Below are 20397 nucleotides of genomic sequence, written 5' to 3'. Positions count from 1 at the left end.
GGGGTCGGACGGGGCGTCAGTCGCAGGTGTGGGTGCGGTCGCGGTCGGTGGAGTAGAGGTGGCTGTCGCGGAACTGTTCGGCGCCGAGGGTGCGGCCGACCAGGATGACGGCGGTGCGGAGGAGGCCGGCCTCCTTGGTCTGGGTGGCGATGGTGGAGAGGGTGCCGCGCAGGACGAGCTCGTCGGGGCGGCTGGCCATGGCGACCACGGCGGCGGGGCAGTCGGGGCCGTAGTGGGGGAGGAGCTCCTCGACCACGGAGTCGACGTAGCGGGTGGCGAGGTGGAGGACGAGCAGGGCGCCGCTGCGGCCGAGGGTGGCGAGGTCCTCGCCCTCGGGCATGGGGGTGGCCTGGCGGGCGACCCGGGTGAGGATGATGGTCTGGCCGACCGTCGGGACGGTGAGCTCGCGCTTGAGGGCGGCGGCCGCGGCGGCGAAGGCGGGGACGCCGGGGACCACCTCGTACGGGACGCCGGCCGCGTCCAGGCGCCGCATCTGCTCGGCGACGGCGGAGAAGACGGAGGGGTCGCCGGAGTGCAGGCGGGCCACGTCCTGGCCGGCCTCGTGGGCGCGGACCAGTTCGGCGACGATCTGGTCGAGGTCGAGGTCGGCGGTGTCGACCAGGCGGGCGTCCGCAGGGCACTCGGCGAGGAGTTCGCGCGGGACCAGGCTGCCGGCGTAGAGGCAGACCGGGCTGGCGGCGAGCAGGCGCTGGCCGCGCAGGGTGATCAGGTCGGCGGCGCCGGGGCCCGCTCCGATGAAGTAGACGGTCATGCGGGGGCGTCCTCTCGGGAGACGGGCTTGACGACGGACCACTGGGTGACGGGCATGGCCTGGCGCCAGCCGGTGAAGCCGCCGACCGGGACGGCGTGGGCGACGGCGAGCTTGAGCAGTTCGCCGCCGTGGCGGCGGTACCACTCGGTGAGCAGGGCCTCGGATTCGAGGGTGACGGTGTTGGCGACCAGGCGGCCGCCGGGGGCCAGGGCGGCCCAGCAGGCGTCTAGCAGGCCGGGCGCGGTGAGGCCGCCGCCGATGAAGACCGCGTCCGGGGTGGGGAGTCCGGCCAGCGCGTCCGGGGCGGGGCCGGTGACCACCCTCAGGCGCGGGACGCCGAGGGCGGCCGCGTTGCGGGTGATCCGGCCGGAGCGGACCGGGTCGCGCTCGATGGTGACGGCCCGGCAGTCGCGGTGGGCGCGCAGCCATTCGACGGCGATCGAGCCGGAGCCGCCGCCGACGTCCCAGAGCAGCTCGCCGGGTGCCGGGGCGAGGGTGGCCAGGGTGACGGCCCGGACGTGACGCTTGGTCAGCTGGCCGTCGGTCTCGAAGGAGTCGTCGGGCAGGCCGGGGGTGAGGGTGGTGCGGGGGCCGTCGGGGGCGCAGTCGACGGCGATCACGTTGAGCGGGTCACCCGCCGGGTGCGGCCAGGCGGCGGCGGTGCCGTCGAGGTGGTGCTCGGCCGGGCCGCCGAGCTGCTCCAGGACGCGCAGGCGGCTGGCGCCGAAGCCGCGTTCGGTGAGCAGGGCGGCGACGGCGGCCGGGGTGGCGGCGTCGGCGCTGAGGACGAGGACCCGGCGGCCGGGGTGGAGGGCGAGGGTGAGCGAGTCGAGGGGGCGTCCGACCAGGCTGACCACCTCGGTGGACTCCAGCGGCCAGCCCAGGCGGGCGCAGGCGAGGGAGAGCGAGGAGGGGTGGGGGTGCACGGCGAGCCGCTCGGGGCCGGCCAGTTCGGCCAGGGTGCGGCCGATGCCGTAGTACATCGGGTCGCCGCTGGCCAGGACGGCCAGGCCTCCGGGGGCGTGCTCGGCCAGCAGGGCCGGGACGGCGGGGCGCAGCGGGGAGGGCCAGGCGATCCGGGCGGCGGTCACCGAGGCGGGGAGGAGGGCGAGTTGGCGCGGGCCGCCGAGCACGGTGCGGGCCTCGGTGAGGGCCGTGCGGGCGGCGGTGGTGAGGCCGTCCCAGCCGTCGGCACCGATCCCGACGACGGAGATCGGCGGCCCGGGGAGCGGGGCGGTGCTCAAGAGGTACTCCTCGGGGCTTCGGAGGCGGACGCGCCGAGGCGCGTCATGATCGGCCCGGGCACCCGGCAGCCTACCCGGGGCGTCGGGCGGGACGGCGGGGCGGTCGTCGCCAGGGCGCATGGCACCCGGCGCGGTCGCGGGTGTCGTGACCGGCCCCGTCGCGGAGCCGCCCTCGGGGAGAGGCGGTGGGGCGGTGAGGTGAGGGGGCCGGGGGAGAGTGCCGAGGTCGCGTGCCAAGGGTCGGTAAAGGATTGCCTGACGGGCCATCAGCGCCCTTGACGGGTCACTGGTCTAGTCCAACTATGGGCGATGTCCATCCGACCGGGACGCACTGTGGGGGTGTCAGATCCGGGCGGCGGGCGCGCACTGCCCTGCCCCTTTCCCCCGGACGCCCCCACACCCGCGTACGGCGACCGTGCCTCCCTGCACCGCCGTCCCGCCTCCCTTTCCGATGACCACACGTCTGCTGGAGAACCCCCATGCGCCCAGGTAGACCACTCCGTGCCCTGGTGGCCGCCTTCGCCACGCTGGCCGCCTCGGCCGGCCTGATGACGGCCGGCACCACCACCGCCCAGGCGGCCGCCACCCCACTGCCGGCCCGCGTCTTCGCCCCGTACTTCGAGGCCTGGACCGGGCAGAGCCCGGCCACCCTGGCCGCGCAGTCCGGCGCCAAGCACCTCACCATGGCGTTCCTGCAGACCGCCACCAAGGGGTCCTGCACGCCGCTGTGGAACGGCGACACCTCGATGCCGGTCTCGCAGTCCGTCTTCGGGGCCGACATCGCCACCATCCGCGCCAACGGCGGCGACGTGATCCCGTCGTTCGGCGGTTACACGGCCGACAACACCGGCACCGAACTGGCCGACAGCTGCACCGACGTCAACCAGATCGCGGCCGCCTTCGAGTCGGTGATCACCACCTACGACGTCAGCCGGATCGACCTCGACATCGAGGACAACTCGCTGACCAACACGGCCGGAATCGACCGCCGCAACAAGGCGATCAAGCTGGTCCAGGACTGGGCCGCCGCCAACGGCCGCTCCATCCAGTTCTCCTACACCCTGCCGACCACCACCAGCGGTCTGGCGGCCAGCGGCCTCAAGGTGCTGCGCAACGCGATCACCAACAACGCGCGGATCGACGTCGTCAACCAGATGACCTTCGACTACTACGACAACGCCGCGCACGACATGGCCGCGGACACCAAGACCGCCACCACCGGCCTCTACAACCAGCTGGCCTCGCTCTACCCGTCGAAGACCCCGGCCCAGCTCTGGGCGTCGATCGGCATCATCGAGATGCTCGGCATCGACGACTTCGGCCCGGCCGAGACCTTCACCGTGGCCAACGCCACCGAGGTCTACAACTGGGCGCTCTCCAAGGGCGTCAACACGCTCTCCTTCTGGGCGCTGCAGCGCGACAACGGCGGCTGCCCCGGCACGGCGGGCTCGGACAGCTGCTCCGGCATCCAGCAGGGCACCTGGGACTTCACCCGGATCTTCGCGCCCTACACCAGCGGCGGCACCACCCCGGCCAACGACTTCTCGGTGACCGCCTCCCCGGCCGCCGGTTCGGTGCAGGCCGGCTCGTCCACCACGGCGAGCATCGCCACCGCCGTCACCTCCGGCTCGGCCCAGAGCGTCGCGCTGACCGTGGCCGGTGCCCCGGCCGGCGTCACCGCGAGCGTCAGCCCGTCCTCGGTCACGGCCGGCGGCAGCGCCACGCTCTCGGTCTCCACCACGGCGGCCACCGCCCCGGGCACGTACCCGCTGACGGTCACGGGCACCGGCGCCTCCGGCACCCACAGCGCCACCTACACCCTGACGGTGACGGGCGGTCAGCCCGGCAACGACTTCTCGCTCGCGGTCAGCCCGGCGGCGGGCTCGGTGCAGGCGGGCTCGTCCACCACGGCCGCGCTCTCCACCGCCGTGACCTCCGGCTCGGCGCAGAGCCTGGCGCTGACGGTCACCGGCGCTCCGGCCGGGGTGACCGCCACCGTCAACCCCGGTACGGTGACCGCCGGTTCGGGCGCGACGCTGTCGATCGCCACCACCGCCGCGACCGTGCCGGGCAGCTACCCGCTGACCGTCAAGGCCACCGGCGCCTCCGGCAGCCACACCGCCACCTACACCCTGACGGTCACCGGCACCGCCCCGACCGGTCTGGTCAACGGCGGCCTGGAGACCGGCAGCCTGGCCCCGTGGAGCTGCCAGCCCGGCGGCGCGGTGGTCTCCACCCCGGCCCACAGCGGCTCGTACGCGCTGCAGGCCGCGGCCACCGGCTCGCAGAACGGCCAGTGCTCGCAGACCGTCACCCTGGCTCCCAACACCAAGTACACGCTGACCGGTTGGGTCCAGGGCAACTACTCCTACATCGGCGTCAGCGGCGGTGCCACCGCCTCCACCTGGACCCCGGGCTCGTCCTCCTGGACCAAGCTCTCCGTCCCCTTCACCACCGGCGCCAACGGCACCGTCACCGTCTACCTGCACGGCTGGTACGGCCAGGGCAGCGTCTACGGCGACGACTTCTCGATCGCCTGATCCACGGCACGGTCCCACGGGCCCGGTCCTCGGCAGCCAGCCGGGGCCGGGCCCTCCGTGTGCCTCAGGGCTTCTGCGTGGTGGGTACGAAGGGCGCCGGGTCCGAGGGGAGCAGGTGGTCCGTCGGGAAGGTCTGGGCCGGGCCCAGGGGCTGGCAACCGTTCCAGGTGGGGTACTGCCACGGCGGGCAGCTCGCGGGCCGGGTGCCGGCCACGGAGGGAGGCGGCAGCGGGGCCGGGGTGTGGGGCGGATGGGACTTCGAACCGCCGCCCGGGGTGGGAGCCGTGGTGCGCTTCGTCGTCGCGGACGGCGTGGCCGGGTGCGGGGTGGTGGTCGCCGGTGCCGGTGACGGGGCCTCGGCCTGGGGGGGTGGGGGCGGCCGTCGGGCTCGGCGGGGGCTCGGCGGGGGGCGTCTCCGCCGGGGGCGGGGTGGCCGGGGCCGAGGGCGGGGCGGACGGAGCGCCGGCGGGGGCCGGTTCGGCGGCCGGCCCGGTGCCGTCCGGCCCGGAGAGCAGGAGGGCGGTGGTCAGCCCGATCAGGGCCGCCCCGGCCGCGGCGCCGAGCGCGAGCCGTCCGCGCCGGGCGCCCTCCGCCGTCGCCGGTGCCGCCGGTGCCCCGGTGTCCTCGTGCACGTGCTCCCCGCCCTCTGCCGGCCCCGCTGTTCGAATCGGCGGATGCTAGCAGGGGCGGGTGCCGGCGGTCAGGCGAGGGTGAGGAAGAGCTTCTCGAGCTCGGCCTCGGTCAGGGGCTGGGAGCCGTCCTCGGACTCGCCGTTGAGGCACTGGCGCATGCCGCTGGCCACGATCTTGAACCCGGCCCGGTCCAGGGCGCGGGAGACGGCGGCGAGCTGGGTGACCACGTCCTTGCAGTCGCGGCCGGCCTCGATCATCGCGATGACGCCGGAGAGCTGGCCCTGGGCGCGGCGCAGCCGGTTCAGCACGGCCGCCTGGGCCTCTTCTTCCACCTTCACCGGGCTCCTCCTCCGTGCGGCGGCGTGGACCGCCCAGGATACCCCAGCGGGTATGGCGGGAAGGCGGACGCCCGCCCACCCGGACGGGGGTGGACGGGCGCCGCGGCGACGGAGCGACTCAGTCGCCGATCCCCGGGAAGAGGTCGAGGAAGGGCTGCGCGGTGACGGACAGGCCCCGGCCGAAGGGGTTGTCGAAGTCCCAGATCAGGAAGAGCAGGAAGGCGATCAGCGCGCTGAACGCGGCCGCCAGGAACAACTCCCGCCCGGAGCGCCGGATCTGGAGGGTGAAGAGCAGGCCGACGGTGACCACGGCGCCCGCCACCAGGCCGAACCAGACCACGCCCGGCATGGTCGGCCCGGCGTTCTGGCCGCGGGAGTTGCGCGCTTCGTCGGCGGCGGCGATCCGGTCCACCATCGGCTGGTAGTTCTGGTTCTCGATCTCGGTCTGCGGGGCGCGTTCGGTGACGGTGCGGCGCAGCTGGGCCAGCTTCTCGGTGCCCTCGGGGGAGAGGCTCTCGTGCTTCTCCATGTAGGACCACTCGGTGTCCACGATGAACGAGACGTAGCCGTTCACCTCGGCGCGCACCTTGTCGCGGTCGGCGGCCGGCAGCACCTCGGCCCGGGCGCTGACCTCGTGCAGCGCCTGGGCCTCGCGCAGCGCGTCGGCCTGGGCGGAGCCGCGGGCCTCCCAGACGCCCGCGATGGCCAGGCCGAGCACGATCGCGTAGACCACGCCGATCATCATCGTCATGTACTCGATGACGTCCGGCGTCTCGGACGGGTCGTCGTCCTCGCCGACCCGGCGTTGTCGCAGGACCACGACGGCCAGCACCACGGCGCAGACCGCGGCCATGGCGATGACGAGGGCCACCCACTCGGACATGAGGGAACTCCACTTCGGTGACCGGGACGGCTGTCCCGGTTGGGGACGGTCAGGGGGCTGTGGGGTGACGCTGGGTCAGCGGCGGCCTCGGCCGCCGCCACTGCCGCCGCGCGGGCGCAGGGCGCCGGCCGCCAGGACGGCCGGGACGGTGACCAGCAGCACCGTCCGGGTGGTCGGCATGCTGTTCCGCTCGGGCGGCTTGGCCACCGCGACGGGCGCCGGCTTCCAGAACGACACCGTGGGCCGGGGGGCCGGTGGCGGTGCGGGCGGCGGCGGGGTGGTGGCCGGGGGCGGTGGCGGCGGGGGGACGACCGGCGGGGGCACGACCGCGCGGGACGGGGTCGGCTTCGGCGTCGGCTTGGGAGGCGGGGGCGGTGGAGGGGTGGGCTTCGGTGGCGGTGGCGGCGGAGGTGTGGGGGTCGGCGTCGGGGTGGGGGTCGGTTTGGGGGTCGGGGTCGGGGTCGGGGTGGGCTTCGGGGTGGGGCTGGGGCTCGGCTTGGGGGTGGGCTTGGGGCACGGGTGGTGGTGATGGTGGTCGTGGCCCTTGCCGTTGCCGGTGCCGAACTCGTACTCGAAGCCGACCTCCACCCCGACCGGGGCGAGGCCGACCCCGACCCAGTGGCACCAGCCGAGGTGCAGTCCGTTGTCGTGGGGGTCCCCGCCGCGGGAGGCGCCCGGGGCGGCTCCCGCCAGGGTGAAGCAGAGCGCGGTCGCGCCCAGCACGGTGGCGGCCCGTCGGAGCAGCCGGCTGCGGGGTGCCGTAGGGGAAGAGTCGCTCACGTGGAAGATCACCGAGCGACCTGGCGGACAGGTTCTCCGGTTGGCCACTGAATACCTCGAAAGGGCTAACGTATGGTCAGAATGTCCGACCACGAACCGATGGCGGCAACGCCGCGGAGGGGCCCGGACGGCGACGGCCGTCCGGACCCCTCCGCGGGCGAGGGGGTTCAGCTCCTGCGCAGCAGCTCCACCACCCGGGCCGCCGAGGTGCCCAGTCCGGTCGGGGCGCCGAACGGGGGCGGGGGAGGGGTGGGGAGGGGTTCGGGCGCCGGCGCCGGCGCGAAGTGCCGCAGCAGCGAGGGCTCGTCGTAGCGGTGGCACTCCCGGTGCCAGAGCAGGATGCCGTACATCCAGTGCCGGAGCTCCTGGACGTAGCCGTCCAGCGCCGCCCTGGTCTCCTGGGGGAGAGCCAACTGCTCGTACAGCTGCGGGAGTTCGACGGTGCTCAGGTGCTCGAACTGGCGCATCCGCTCGGTGTTCAGGTCGTGCACGACGGCGATCGCCTGCTCCGGGGCGCAGTCCAGGAAGTTCCGCACCACCACCACGGCGTTGTGCAGCTCACCCTCGAACTGGACCTCCTTCTGGTACGAGAACAGGTCGTTGACCAGTGTCGCGTAGTCGAAGGCCGCGGCCTCCAGCTCGGTCAGCGGCGAGGCCGCGAACACCTCGGCGGGGACGTCCTCGGTGCGGCCGAGCCGCAGCAGGCCGCGGGTCAGGTCGGAGCCGAAGGTGAGGCGGCGCATCTCGAGGTAGTCCACCGGATCCGGTACGTGGTTCTGGATCTGGTTGGTCAGCTCCCAGAGCCAGCTCTCCAGCATCCGGACCACGCCGGTGCGGAAGGAGCGGCGCTGTTCGGGGGCCATCGGCGCGGCGGTGCGGTGCCAGAGGTCCGCCAGGGCGACCTCCGCCGGGTGCGGGCCGGGCGTCGCGGCCCCGCCCTCCACCGGCATCGCCGCCAGCAGCCGCTCGTGCATCAGCCGGGCCCCGGCCAGGTCGTGGGTCCGGCCGTAGACCAGCGGGTAGTAGTCGTCCACCCAGGTGCCCCAGGTCAGCCAGGCGCTGGTGAGGTCCAGCTCCTCGGCGGTGGCCCTCGGCTGCATGCCGGCCGAGCAGAGCGGGAAGTCGAAGTCGCGCAGGTCGGCCTCGGTCCACAGTCCGCTGCCGGGCACTCCGGGCACGGCGTCGAGCAGGCCCGTCCGGTGCGCCCAGGCGACGGTGGCCTCCCGGGAGTGCTGGAGGTGCGGGTTGAGCCCGTTGCCGAACGGCATCCGGAACTCCGGGAGTTGGACCGCGCCGACCTGCTCGAAGGGGGTGTAGGAGAAGGACCGCAGCCGGGCCGGCATGGTCCGGGCCACCGAGGCGAAGAGCCGGGCGGCCGAGGTCCCGATCCCGGCCGGGCCGCCGAGCGGGCCCTCGCCCAGGTCCGCCTCGGCGTTCATGTAGCGGCTGGAGCGCATGTGCCACTCGTGGCCGCCGGACTGCCAGTCCTGGAGGCCCTTGACGTAGGCGAAGACGTCGGCGGCGGCCCGCGCGTCCATCCCGCGGTCGGCCAGCAGGGCCGGGACCTCGGTCAGCGCGGTGTGCTCGAACTGCTGGAGCCGGGAGGTCAGCAGGTCGTTCAGCCGCTCGGCCGCCTCCTGGGTGGAGCAGCCCAGGAAGGTCTCCAACACCAGGACGCCGTTGGAGAGTTCGCCTTCCTCCTCGACCTCGCGCTGGTACGAGAAGAGGTCGTTGCGCAGGTGCACCGCATCCGAGAAGGCGTCCCGGAGCACCTCCATCGGCCTGGTGGCGGCGATCTCCGCGGGGACCTCGGCGCCGGCCGCGTGCTCGACCAGCCCGGCCGACCAGGGGGCGCCGCCGACCTTGCGGCGCATCGCGATGTACTCGACCGGGTTGGAGACCCGGCCCTTCTCGATGTTGGACAGCTCCCACATGGACTCGTTCAGCAGCGCCTCGGTGGCGGTGGCGAAGCGTTTCCGCCAACCGGCCGACATGGCCGGGACGGAGCGGGCCCAGAGGTCGGCCAGCCCGGCCTCCACCGCGTTGGTCGGCTCGGGGTACCCCCGGGAGTCGTCCAGCGGCATGAAGGCGGCCAGCCGGTCGAGGTAGGCCTTGCCACCGGCCAGGTCGCGGGTGCGCTTGAAGATGTCGAGGAAGTGGTCGTCGAAGAAGAAGACCCAGACGTACCAGTCGGTGATCAGCCCCAACTCGGCCGCGTCGCAGTCGGGGTGGGTGTACGCGCAGAGCAGCGCGTAGTCGTGCCGGTCGAAGTCGTCCTCGTCCCAGATCCCGGAGCCCTCGATCATCGCCATCTCGCGGGCCCAGGCCTTGGAGTGCGTCCGGGCGCTCTCCAGGTGCGGGTTGAGCCTGGCCGGGTACGGCATGTAGAAGTCCGGCAGTCGGAAGGGTTGCGCCGCCATCGGTGCCAAGCCTTTCGGGGGATACGGTGCTGGGCGGGCCGGAGGATTCCGGCCCGCCCAGCACCCCGCTCACTGAGGGTCAGTCACGGCCGTTCGAGATCTGGACGTTCTCCAGGACGCCGAGGGCGTCCGGCACCAGGACGGCGGCGGAGTAGTAGGCGGTCACCAGGTAGTTGATGATCGCCTTCTCGTCGATGCCCATGAAGCGGACCGACAGGCTCGGCTGGTACTCGTCCGGGATGCCGGTCTGGTGCAGGCCGATGACGCCCTGCTCGGCCTCGCCGACGCGCAGCGCGATGATCGAGCTGGTGCGCTCCTTGGTGACCGGGATCTTGTTGACCGGCAGGATCGGGACGCCGCGCCAGGCCGGCACCTTGGAGCCGTGCAGGTCGACGTGGTCCGGGTACAGGCCGCGGGAGTTGAACTCGCGGCCGATCGCGGCGATGGTCCGCGGGTGGGCCAGCAGGAAGTGGGTGTCGCGGCGCATCGAGAGCAGCTCGTCCAGGTCGTCCGGGGTCGGGGCGCCGGTCTGGGCCTGGATGCGCTGCTTGAAGTCGGCGTTGTGGAGCAGGCCGAACTCCGGGTTGTTGACGAGCTCGTGCTCCTGACGCTCCTTCAGCGCCTCGATGGTCAGGCGGAGCTGCTGCTCGGTCTGGTTCATCGGCTGGTTGTAGAGGTCGGCGACCCGGGTGTGCACCCGCAGCACGGTCTGGGCGACGCTCAGCTCGTACTCGCGCGGCTTGAGGTCGTAGTCCACGTAGGTGCCGGGGAGCTCGACCTCGCCCCAGTGGCCGGCCGAGAGGGCGATCTCGGCCTCGCCGAGCTCGTTCTGCCGTTGCTGCGGGAGGGTGAGGAACTCGGCCAGGTGGGCCTGGAGTCCGGGGGACTGGTCGAGCACCGCCTGGAAGTCGGAGCGGCTCAGGGTGAGCAGCGTGCCGTTGGTGGCGGCGGTGACGGTGTAGTCCCACAGGGCGTCGGACTCGGTCAGTGCCTGCTCGCCGAAGCGGGAGCCGTCGGCCAGCACGCCGAGCTGGGTGGGCGCGTCGTAGGCGTCCAGGCCGGCCCGGTTCACCTTGCCGTGCGCCAGCAGGTGCAGCTGGTCGATCGGCTCGCCGAGCTCGGCCAGCACCTCGCCGGCCCGGAACTCGCGCTGCACGCAGCGGTCGGCCAGCGCGGTCAGCACGTCGTTGTCCTCGAAGCCGCGCAGCAGGGCGAGCTCGCCGAGCTCGCCGGGGATCACCCGCACCTCGGAGCCGGTCTTCACGAAGTCGATGCGGCCGTCGCCGACGGTGTACGTCAGACGGCGGTTGACGCGGAACGCGCCGCCCGAGGTCTGGACCCAGGGGAGCACCTTGAGCAGCCAGCGGGAGGTGATCTCCTGCATCTGCGGGGCGGACTTGGTCGTGGTGGCGAGGTTGCGAGCGGCGGCGGTACCGAGACTGAGCTGCTTCTCCGGTGCCTGGGAGTTCGTGTTCTCCAGGCCTGCGTCCACGGACATCTGCCGGGTCTCCTTCATAGTGGCTCGGCGAGCGCCCTGCCAGCACTGACAGGTCGTCAAAATATGTGAATAACACCGGGCTTGGAGCCGACGGCCGATCCTCCGGCCTGCCCCCTCCCCGACCTCTGACGACCCTAGATCCACATCGCCCCGCCGGATCGGAGAGTGTCCCTCCACTCCCCCGAACGAGTGAATAAGCGGGCGGGCCCGATCATGGATGGGTCCGATCTGCTCAAGGCCGTACCCGAACGGAAGCCGCCCGCCCCCGTGGACACGGGGGCGGGCGGCGGGCCGGGACGAGGTGGGACGGGGCGGTCAGGAGCCGATGTGGAGCCAGCCGTCCGGGTCGGCGGCGAGGCCGTGGTGGAGGTCGGTGAGGGCGGTGCGCAGGGCGCGGGTGACGGGGCCGGCGGTGCCGTCGCCGACGGTCCAGTCCCCGTCCCGGTCGCGGACCAGGCCGACCGGGGTGACCACGGCGGCGGTGCCGCAGGCGAAGACCTCGGTGACGGTGCCCTCGGCGCACTCGCGGCGCCACTGCTCCAGCGAGATCCGCTCCTCGCCGGTGCGGTAGCCGAGCCGCTCGGCCAGCGCCAGCAGGGAGTTGCGGGTGACGCCGGGGAGCAGGGTGCCGGTCAGCTGCGGGGTGATCACCTGGGCGTCGGCACCGCTGCCGCGGACCAGGAACATGTTCATCCCGCCCATCTCCTCGATGTACGTGCGCTCCAGCGCGTCCAGCCAGACCACCTGCTGGCAGCCGAGCGCCTCGGCCTCGCGCTGGGCCACGAAGGACGGCGCGTAGTTCCCGGCGATCTTCACGTTGCCGGTGCCGCCCGGGAAGGCCCGGACGTAGTCGTGGCTGACGTGCACCGAGACGGTCGAGGTGTTGTCGCCGAAGAAGCCGCCGGCCACGAAGGCCATCAGCAGGAAGCGGTAGGTGCGGGACGGGCGGAGCATCAGCGAGGTGTCCGTGCCGAAGATCATCGGGCGGATGTAGATGCTGTGCGCCGGGTCGTCGGAGAGCTGGCCCTGGTCGGCCTCGATCAGCCGGTCGATGACGGAGACGAAGGTCTCCACCGGGAGCTCGGGGATCGCGAGCCGGGCGCAGGAGCGCTGGAAGCGGAGCGCGTGGTCGCGGGAGCGCCAGGTGCCGACGGTGCCGTCGGTCCGGCGGTGCGCCTTGAGGCCCTCGAACGCGACCTGGCCGTAGTGCAGGCCGATCATCGCCGGGTGGATCGAGAGGTTCTCCAGCGGGCCGAGCACCGGCTCGGACCAGCCGTCCAGCTCGTTCCAGTCCATCGAGATCATGTGCGCGGTGAAGGACTCGCCGTGGCCCGGGTTGGTGATGACCTGGGCGGCGGGCTCGATGGTGGTGGTCATGGTGGTCTCCTCAGCGGTGGGGTCGGGCCGGTCAGACGAGCGGGGCGAAGAAGTAGGTGTCACGGGTGGCGAAGAGGCCGTCGGGGCGGACGGTGAAGGAGTCGGCGAAGCGCAGGTCCACCGGGGCGCCGGAGTGCAGCACGCCGTGGAACTCGCCGAACACGCCGACCGTCGCGCCGTCCGCGAGCACCGTGGTCAGGGTGTGGTTGCCGGAGGCGATGGTGCGGTCGCGGCCGTAGAAGCCGAGCAGGCCCTCGGGGCCGGTCATCAGGCCGTAGCCGGGGCGCCGGTACTCGGCGTCGGGGGCGAACAGCGCGGCCAGGCCGGGGGCGTCGCCGGTGTCGACCAGGTGGTAGAAGCGGCGGACCACGGAGACGGCGAAGTCGGCGTCGACGGTGGTGAGTTCGAGGTCGGGGGAGGTGGTCATCATTCCTCGTTCCGGAGCAGGGCGGCGGTCAGGGTGGGCCGGATCGCGGCGAGCGGCTCCGGACGGGTCATCAGGGCGTGGGCGGTGTCGACCGCGTGGACGGTGAGCCGGCCGCCGACGTGCGGCAGCCAGAGCGACGGGTCGGCCGAGTCGGCGGTGCGACCCTCGGCGGCCAGGTAGAACAGCACGTCCCCGTCGAAGCGGCCGGGCCGGTGGCCGGACAGCAGGTTGAGGTTGGCGGCGAAGACCCGGGGCAGGGCGGTGGTCAGCTCGCGGTCCAGTCCGGCCAGCGGGCCGTCGGGGTGCCGGACGGCGGCCCGGTACTTCTCCGGCGTCGGGCGGCCGTCCCGGTATCCGTCCAAGGGGTAGCCGAGGGTGCCGAGCAGGGCGGCCAGCGTGGTGCCGTCCTCGGGAGACCACTCGCGCAGCTGGTCCGGGATCGGCGGGTAGCCGTCCAGCATCGCCAGCAGCGCCACCTCCTCGCCGGCGGAGCGCAGCTGACAGGCCATCTCGTGGGCGACGGCCCCGCCGTAGGACCAGCCGAGCAGCTGGTAGGGGCCCTCGGGCTGGACCCGGCGCAGCTGCTCCAGGTAGTCCTTGGCCATCTCCTCGATCGAGGCCGGTGCGCCCGAGGGTTCGGCGAAGGCCCGGGACTGCAGGCCGTACACCGGCTGCTCGGGGTCGAGGGTGCGGAGCAGGCCGGAGAACACCCAGCTGATCCCGGCGGCCGGGTGGACGCAGAACAGCGGGGTCCGGGAGCCGCGCGGCCGCAGCGGCAGCAGGACGGCCAGCGAGTCCGACTCGGCCCCGGAGTCCAGGAGTTCGGCCAGCTCGGCCACGGTCGGCGCCTCGAAGAGCGAGCGCAGGCCGAGCCGGACGCCGAGCGCGGTGCGGATCCGGCTGACCAGGCGGGTGGCCAGCAGGGAGTGGCCGCCGAGGGCGAAGAAGTCGTCGTCGACGGTGAGGTCGGGCTGGGCCAGGGCCTCGGCGAAGAGGGTGAGCAGCAGCTCCTCACGGGGGGTACGGGGGGCGCGTCCTTCGGCGCGCTCGGGGAGGTCGGGGGCGGGCAGGGCGCGGCGGTCGAGCTTGCCGTTGGGGGTGAGCGGGAGGGCGTCGAGGCGGACGAAGGCGCTGGGCACCATGTACTCGGGCAGCTGCCCGGCCGCGTGGCGGCGCAGCTCGGCCTCGTCCAGCGGGCCGGTGGTGGTGAGGTAGGCGACCAGCCGTCCGTCGCGGACGTCCAGGGCGGCCTGGAGGACCGCCGGGTGGCGGGTCAACTGGGCCTCGATCTCGCCGAGTTCGATCCGCAGGCCGCGGATCTTGACCTGCTGGTCGGCGCGGCCGGCGAAGGCCAGCTGTCCGTCGGGGCGGCGGCGGACCAGGTCGCCGGTGCGGTACATCCGGCCGCCGGGCGGGCCGTACGGGTCGGCGGGGAAGCGTTCGGCGGTGAGGCCGGGGCGGTTGAGGTAGCCGCGGGTGATGCCGGCTCCGGCGAGGTAGAGCTCGCCGGTGGCGCCGACGGGGACGGGGCGCAGGTGGGCGTCCAGCACGTAGGTGCGGGTGTTGTCGACGGCGGTGCCGATCGGGGGCAGGGCGCCGGGGGAGGGCTCGGGGCCGAGGTCGGCGGCGGTGGCCGCCACGGTGAACTCGGTCGGGCCGTACATGTTGACCATGCGGAACGGCACGCCGGGGGCGGGCCAGCGGCGCAGGGTGTCGCCGCCGAGGTAGAGCAGGCGCAGGGCGCCGGGGCGGGCGGTCAGGTCGTCGAGGGAGGCCTCCAGTCGGGGGGTGGGCATGAAGCAGGCGGTGATCCCGGCCTCGGCCACCCAGCGGGTGAGCGCCTCGGCGTCCTCCAGCAGGGTCGGGTCGGGGAGGCAGGCGGTGCCGCCGGCGGTGAGCACCGGCCAGAGCTCCATCACCGAGGCGTCGAAGCCGGGGGTGGCGATCTGGCTGGCCCGGTCGGTGGCGGCCACGCCGTAGGCGCGGCGCATCCAGGCGCACAGGTCGCTCAGCCCGGCGTGCTCGACCACCACGCCCTTGGGGCGGCCGGTGGAGCCGGAGGTGTAGATCACGTACGCGGCGTCCTGCGGGCCGACGGTCACCCCCGGGTCGGTGGCCGGGGAGCCGGACTGCTCACCGTGGAGCACGAGTTCAACCCCCGGGAGGCGTCCGGCCAGGGCGGGTTCGGTGACCACCAGGCGCAGCCCGGCGTCCTCGGCCAGGAAGGCGAGGCGGTCGGCGGGGTAGGAGGCGTCCAGTGGGACGTAGGCCGCGCCGGCCTTGAGCACGGCCAGCAGGGTGACCACCAGCTCCGGGCCGCGTCCCAGGCAGACCCCGACCAGGTCGCCCCGGCGGACCCCGCGGGCGATCAGTCGGTGCGCCAACTCGTTGGCAGAGGCGTCGAGTTGCCGGTAGCTGAGCAGGCCGTCCGGGTGGTCCAGGGCGGGCGCGTCCGGGCTGCGCCTGGCGTGCTCGGCGATCAGCTCGTGCACGGGTACGGTGGCCGGGCCGGTGGTGACGCCGGGGGCCAGGGCGGCGGCCTGCTCCTCCTCGGTGAGCAGGGGCAGCGCGCCGATCGGCCGGTCCGGGTCGGCGAGCGCCGCGTCCAGCAGGCGGAGCAGCTGGGCCAGCAGGCGCTCCACCGAGGAGTGGTCCAACAGGTCGGTGGCGTAGTCGGCGGTCAGCCGCAGCCCGTCCTCGGTCTCGGCCACCGCCAGGGTGAGGTCGAACTTGGCGGAGCCGGTGCCGATCGCCACCGGGGTGGTGGTCAGGCCCGGGTAGGAGGCGGCGTGCCCGGCGCCGGGCGGCTGGGTGAGCAGCATGATCTGGAACAGCGGGTGCCGGGAGAGCGAGCGGGCCGGGTTGGCCTCCTCCACCAGGCGCTCGAAGGGGACGTCCTGGTTGGCGTAGGCGGCCAGCGCCGTCTCCCGGGCCCGGTGCAGCAGTTGACGGAAGCTCGGGTCGCCGGAGGCGTCGGTGCGCAGCACCAGGGTGTTGACGAAGAAGCCGACCAGGTCGTCCAGCGCCTCGTCGGTGCGCCCGGCGGTGGCGGTGCCGATCGGGACGTCGGCGCCCACCCCGAGCCGGGCCAGCAGCGCTGCCAGGGCGGCCTGCACCACCATGTAGGGGGTGGCGTGCTGGGCGCGGGCGAAGCCGAGCAGCCTCGCCTGGAGCTCCGGGCTGCCGGTGGCGGTGGCGGCCGCGCCCCGGAAGGTCGGCCGGGCCGGTCGCGGTCGGTCCAGCGGGACGGTGACCTCGTCCGGCAGGCCGGTCAGGGTCTCGCGCCAGTGGGCGAGTTGGGCGGAGAGCAGGCTCTGCGGGTCCTGGTCGGAGCCGAGGAGTGCCTGCTGCCAGAGGGTGTAGTCGGCGTACTGGACGGGCAGCGGTTCCCGGGCGGGGGCCGGGCCGCCGGTCCGGGCGGCGTAGCCGGTGGCCAGGTCGCGCAGCAGCGGGCCCGAGCGACCAGCCGTCGGTCGCGATGTGGTGGGTGACCAGCAGCAGCACGTGCTCGGCCGGACCGGTCCGGAACAGCACCGCGCGCAGCGGAAGTTCGGCCGTGAGGTCGAAGACGTGGCCGCAGGAGGCGGCCAGCGCGGCGTCGAGCTCCTCCTCGGTGAGCTCGGTCTCGGTCCACTCGGGGGCGGTGCCGGCGGGCAGCACCCGCTGGAGCGGTCCGTCCGCGCCCTCCAGGTAGGTGGTGCGCAGGATCTCGTGACGGTCGGTCAGGTCGGTGAGGGCGCGGCGCAGCGCCGTGGTGTCCAGCTCCCCGCTCAGGCGCAGGGCGTACGGGAGGTTGTAGGCCGCGCTCGGCCCCTGCACCTGCTCGTGGAACCAGAGCCGGGCCTGGGCGGGGGGAGAGCGGGGCGGTGGCCCCGCGCTCGGCGGGCGTCAGCGCGGGGCGGAGCTCGCCGTCGGTGCCGAGGCGGCCGACCAGTTCGGCCACGGTGGGGGCCTCGAAGACGGCCCGGACGGTGAGTTCGGCGCCGAGTGCGGTGCGGACCCGGCTGATCAGGCGGGTGACCAGCAGGGAGTGGCCGCCGAGGTCGAAGAAGGAGTCGTCGATGGAGACCCCGTCCGCACCGAGCAGCTCCGCGTAGACCTCGCAGAGCAGCCGCTCGGTGGTGGTCCGGGGCGCGCGCCCCTCGCCGCGCTCGGGGAGTTCGGGGGCGGGCAGGGCGCGGCGGTCGAGCTTGCCGTTGGGGGTGAGCGGGAGGGCGTCGAGCTGCACGAAGGCGGCCGGCACCATGTAGGCGGGGAGCCACTCGGCGGCGTAGGCGGCCAATTCGCCCGCCTCCAGCGGGCGGTGGCCGGTCAGGTAGGCGACCAGGCGCCTGTCGCCGGGCCGGTCCTCACGGACCAGCAGGGCGGTCTGCGCCACGTCGGGGTGCCTGGTCAGCAGGGCCTCGATCTCGCCGAGTTCGATCCGCAGGCCGCGGATCTTGACCTGCTGGTCGGCCCGGCCGAGGAAGGCCAGCTGCCCGTCCGGCCGCCACCGCACCAAGTCGCCGGTGCGGTACATGCGTTCGCCCGCCGGGCCGTACGGGCAGGCCGGGAAGCGTTCGGCGGTGAGGCCGGGGCGGCCCAGGTAGCCGCGGGTGATGCCGGCTCCGGCGAGGTAGAGCTCGCCGGTGGCGCCGACCGGGACGGGGCGCAGGTACGCGTCCAGCACGTAGGCCCGGTTGTTGGCGGCCGGGCGGCCGATCGGGGGAAGGGCGCCGGGGGAGGGCTCGGGGCCGAGGTCGGCCGAGGTGGTGGTGACGGAGAACTCGGTGGGGCCGTACTGGTTGGACATCCGGAACGGGACGCCCGGCTCGGGCCAACGGCGCAGGGTGTCGCCGCCCAGGTAGATCAGCCGCAGGGCGCCGGGGCGGGCGGTCAGGTCGTCGAGGGCGGCCTCCATCCGGGGCGTGGGCATGTAGCAGGCGGTGATGCCGGCTTCGGCCACCCAGCGGGTGAGGGCCTCGGCGTCGTCCAGGAGTCGCGGGGTGGGCAGGCAGGCGGTGCCGCCGGCCACCAGGATCGACCAGAGCTCCATCACCGAGGAGTCGAAGCCGGGGGTGGCGATCTGGCTGGCCCGGTCGGCGCTGGTGAGTCCGTACTCGTGGACCATCCACTCGGTGAGGTTGGTCAGCCCGGCGTGCTCGCAGACCACGCCCTTGGGGCGTCCGGTGGAGCCGGAGGTGTAGATCACGTAGGCGGCGTCGCGCGGGTGCACGGTCACGCCCGGGTCGGTGGTGGGGGAGCCCGACTGCTCGCCGTGGAGCAGGAGTTCGGGCCCTGAGAGGCGCCCGGCCAGGGCGGGTTCGGTGACCACCAGGCGGAGCCCGGCGTCCTCGGCGATGTAGGCGAGGCGGTCGGCAGGGTAGGAGGCGTCGAGCGGGACGTAGGCCGCGCCGGCCTTCAGCACGGCCAGCAGGGTGACCACCTGCTCGGTGCCGCGGCCCAGGCAGACCCCGACCAGGTCGCCCCGGCGCACTCCCCGGGCGATCAGGTGGTGGGCCAACTCATTCGCGGAGGTGTCGAGTTCGCGGTAGGAGAGGATGCGGTCGCCGCACTCCAGGGCCGGTGCGTCCGGCGTCAGCCGGGCGTGCTCGGCGATCACCTCGGGCACCCGGCGGTCGGTGCGGAAGCGCACGGCGGTGTCGTTCCAGCCGTGCAGCACGGTCCGGAGCTCCTCCTCGCCGAGCAGGTCGAGCCGGCCGACCGGCACCTCCGGGGCGTCGAGGGCGGCCTCCAGCAGGCGCAGGAAGCGTTCCAGCAGGCGCTCCACCGTCCCGGCGTCCAGCAGTTCGGTGGCGTAGTCGGCGTTGAGCCGCAGCCCCTCCGGGGTCTCGGTGACGGCCAGGGTGAGGTCGAACTTGACGGTGCTGGTGCCGACCGGGACCGGACGGGCCGTCAGGTCGGCGAAGCCCTCTCCGCCGCCGGTGGCGGAGACCGGGGGCTGGGCGAGCAGCATGACCTGGAACAGCGGGTGGCGGGCCAGGCTGCGGGCCGGGTTGAGCTCCTCCACCAGGCGCTCGAAGGGCACGTCCTGGTGGGGCGAAGGCGGCCAGGTCGGTCTCCCGGACCCGGTCCACCAGCTCGGCGAAGCCCGGCTCGCCGGAGACGTCGGTGCGCAGCACCAGGGTGTTGACGAAGAAGCCGACCAGGTCGTCCAGCGCGTCGTCGGTGCGCCCGGCGGTGGCGGTGCCGATCGGGACGTCGGTGCCGGCGCCGAGCCGGGAGAGCAGCGCGGCCAGCACGGCCTGCGCGGCCATGTAGAGGGTGACGTGCCGCTCCCGGGTGAAGGCGAGCAGCCGGGCCTGGAGCTCGGGGGAGCTGGTCAGGCTGACCGCCGCGCCCTGCTGGGTGGGCGCCGCCGGGCGGGGCCGGTCCAGCGGCAGGGTGACCTCGTCCGGCAGGCCGGCCAAGGTCTCGCGCCAGTGGGCGAGTTGACGGCTGAGCAGGCTCTCCGGGCCCTCGTCGGCGCCCAGCAGCGCCTGCTGCCAGCGGGTGTAGTCGGTGTACTGCACCGGCAGCGGCTTCCAACCGGGTGCCGCGCCGTCCCGGCGGGCCCGGTAGGCGGTGGCCAGGTCCCGGCTGAACGGGCCGAGCGACCAGCCGTCGGTGGCGATGTGGTGCAGCACCAGCAGCAGCACGTGCTCCTGCTCGCCGAGCCGGTAGAGGTACGGCCGCAGCGGCAGGTCGGCGGCCAGGTCGAACGGCAGGTCGCCGGCCCGGGCGAGTTCGGCCCGCAGGCCGTCCTGGTCGAGCTCCGCGAAGGTCCAGACGGGGCGGGCGAGTTCGGGCACCCGGACGACCTGCCGCGGCTCGCCGCCGACCTCCTGGTACCCGGTGCGGAGCACCTCGTGCCGGGCGATCACGTCGTCCAGGGCCTGCTCCAGGGCGGCCCGGTCCAGCTCCCCGGCCAGCCGGATCGCGTACGGGAAGTTGTACGCGGTGCTCGCGGCGCCCTGGGCCTGCTGGTGGAACCAGAGCCGGGCCTGGGCGGGGGAGAGCGGGGCGCTCGGGCCCTGGTCGGCGGAGCGGCGCAGGACGGGGCGGGAGGTGTCGGTGGTGGAGAGGTGGTGGACCAGCTCGGCCACGGTCGGGGCCTCGAACACCGCCTTGACGGTGAGTTCGGCGCCGAGCGCGGTGCGGACCCGGCTGATCAGGCGGGTGACCAGCAGGGAGTGGCCGCCGAGGTCGAAGAAGGAGTCGTCGATGGTGACGGCCTCCTCGCCGAGCAGCTCGGCGTAGATGCCGCAGAGCAGCTCCTCGCGGGCGTTGCGCGGCGCCCGTCCGCCCTCCCGGCCCGGCAGTTCGACGGCGGGCAGGGCGCGCCGGTCCAGCTTGCCGTTGGGGGTGAGCGGCAGGGCGTCCAGCTGCACGAAGGCGGCGGGCACCATGTAGTCCGGGAGCCACTCGGCGGCGTGCCGGCGCAGCTCGGCCGGGTCCAGCGCCTCGGTGGCGGTCAGGTAGGCGACCAGCCGGTCGTGCTGGACGT

General features: G+C 74.0%; 11 protein-coding genes and 3 pseudogenes. 1 reads left to right on the top strand and 13 read right to left on the bottom strand.

The genetic code is table 11. The features are described from left to right. Nucleotides 1-16: 16 nt before the first annotated feature. Both cobM and cbiE read right to left on the bottom strand, forming a co-directional pair. Entirely contained in the window at nt 17-772 is a 756-nt protein-coding gene (cobM, locus tag ABD946_RS07335; protein WP_345281263.1) for a precorrin-4 C(11)-methyltransferase, read from the bottom strand. Next, complete coding sequence (gene cbiE, locus ABD946_RS07330) at nt 769-2016, bottom strand: precorrin-6y C5,15-methyltransferase (decarboxylating) subunit CbiE (RefSeq protein ID WP_345281261.1); 1248 nt, start codon at nt 2014-2016, stop codon at nt 769-771. Before cbiE ends, cobM begins: the two co-directional genes overlap by 4 nt. Before the next feature lie 479 nt (nt 2017-2495). Here cbiE and ABD946_RS07325 point away from each other — a divergent pair, with 479 nt between their 5' ends. Continuing rightward, complete coding sequence (locus ABD946_RS07325; RefSeq protein WP_345281259.1) at nt 2496-4556, top strand: glycosyl hydrolase family 18 protein; 2061 nt, start codon at nt 2496-2498, stop codon at nt 4554-4556. 700 nt (nt 4557-5256) lie between these two features. Here the strand turns inward: ABD946_RS07325 and ABD946_RS07320 are convergent. From ABD946_RS07320 to ABD946_RS07270, 11 genes and pseudogenes are all read right to left on the bottom strand, one after another. Next, nucleotides 5257-5526 carry a metal-sensitive transcriptional regulator gene (locus tag ABD946_RS07320; RefSeq protein WP_345281257.1) on the bottom strand — a complete coding sequence of 90 codons (270 nt, stop codon included), beginning with the start codon at nt 5524-5526 and terminating at the stop codon, nt 5257-5259. Between the two features lie 118 nt (nt 5527-5644). Next, nucleotides 5645-6409 carry a bestrophin-like domain gene (locus tag ABD946_RS07315; RefSeq protein WP_345281256.1) on the bottom strand — a complete coding sequence of 255 codons (765 nt, stop codon included), beginning with the start codon at nt 6407-6409 and terminating at the stop codon, nt 5645-5647. 75 nt (nt 6410-6484) lie between these two features. Continuing rightward, nucleotides 6485-7189 (bottom strand): hypothetical protein, encoded by a 705-nt coding sequence (locus ABD946_RS07310; protein ID WP_345281254.1) that lies wholly within the window; start codon nt 7187-7189, stop codon nt 6485-6487. 167 nt (nt 7190-7356) lie between these two features. Then, nucleotides 7357-9609, bottom strand: a complete 2253-nt coding sequence (locus ABD946_RS07305) for a terpene synthase family protein (RefSeq protein WP_345281252.1) — start codon at nt 9607-9609, stop codon at nt 7357-7359. 79 nt (nt 9610-9688) lie between these two features. Next, nucleotides 9689-11107, bottom strand: a complete 1419-nt coding sequence (locus tag ABD946_RS07300) for a family 2B encapsulin nanocompartment shell protein (protein ID WP_345281250.1) — start codon at nt 11105-11107, stop codon at nt 9689-9691. A 315-nt stretch (nt 11108-11422) separates the two neighbouring features. Further along, nucleotides 11423-12484, bottom strand: a complete 1062-nt coding sequence (locus tag ABD946_RS07295) for a branched-chain amino acid aminotransferase (protein WP_345281248.1) — start codon at nt 12482-12484, stop codon at nt 11423-11425. 31 nt (nt 12485-12515) lie between these two features. After that, nucleotides 12516-12914 carry a nuclear transport factor 2 family protein gene (locus ABD946_RS07290; RefSeq protein ID WP_345281246.1) on the bottom strand — a complete coding sequence of 133 codons (399 nt, stop codon included), beginning with the start codon at nt 12912-12914 and terminating at the stop codon, nt 12516-12518. Continuing rightward, nucleotides 12911-16348 carry a non-ribosomal peptide synthetase gene (locus tag ABD946_RS07285; RefSeq protein ID WP_345281315.1) on the bottom strand — a complete coding sequence of 1146 codons (3438 nt, stop codon included), beginning with the start codon at nt 16346-16348 and terminating at the stop codon, nt 12911-12913. Before ABD946_RS07285 ends, ABD946_RS07290 begins: the two co-directional genes overlap by 4 nt. A gap of 76 nt (nt 16349-16424) precedes the next feature. Next, nucleotides 16425-16730, bottom strand: a pseudogene (locus tag ABD946_RS07280) (condensation domain-containing protein); the annotation flags it as partial. A gap of 160 nt (nt 16731-16890) precedes the next feature. Next, nucleotides 16891-18921 (bottom strand): annotated as a pseudogene (locus ABD946_RS07275) (non-ribosomal peptide synthetase); the annotation flags it as partial. 94 nt (nt 18922-19015) lie between these two features. Further along, nucleotides 19016-20299, bottom strand: a pseudogene (locus tag ABD946_RS07270) (condensation domain-containing protein); the annotation flags it as partial. Between the last annotated feature and the right edge of the window lie 98 nt (nt 20300-20397).

The sequence above is a fragment of the Kitasatospora albolonga genome (assembly GCF_039535905.1).
Classification (GTDB): domain Bacteria; phylum Actinomycetota; class Actinomycetes; order Streptomycetales; family Streptomycetaceae; genus Kitasatospora; species Kitasatospora albolonga.
The sequence above is the reverse complement of the archived record's forward strand: the minus strand, read 5'-3'. Positions and strand labels throughout refer to the sequence as shown.

What these genes read in the sequence shown, in the direction of transcription:
- cobM (WP_345281263.1), bottom strand. Translation starts at nt 772, where the DNA reads ATGACCGTCTACTTCATCGGAGCGGGCCCCGGCGCCGCCGACCTGATC.
- ABD946_RS07325 (WP_345281259.1), top strand. Translation starts at nt 2,496, where the DNA reads ATGCGCCCAGGTAGACCACTCCGTGCCCTGGTGGCCGCCTTCGCCACG.
- ABD946_RS07315 (WP_345281256.1), bottom strand. Translation starts at nt 6,409, where the DNA reads ATGTCCGAGTGGGTGGCCCTCGTCATCGCCATGGCCGCGGTCTGCGCC.
- ABD946_RS07305 (WP_345281252.1), bottom strand. Translation starts at nt 9,609, where the DNA reads ATGGCGGCGCAACCCTTCCGACTGCCGGACTTCTACATGCCGTACCCG.
- ABD946_RS07300 (WP_345281250.1), bottom strand. Translation starts at nt 11,107, where the DNA reads ATGTCCGTGGACGCAGGCCTGGAGAACACGAACTCCCAGGCACCGGAG.
- ABD946_RS07295 (WP_345281248.1), bottom strand. Translation starts at nt 12,484, where the DNA reads ATGACCACCACCATCGAGCCCGCCGCCCAGGTCATCACCAACCCGGGC.
- ABD946_RS07290 (WP_345281246.1), bottom strand. Translation starts at nt 12,914, where the DNA reads ATGATGACCACCTCCCCCGACCTCGAACTCACCACCGTCGACGCCGAC.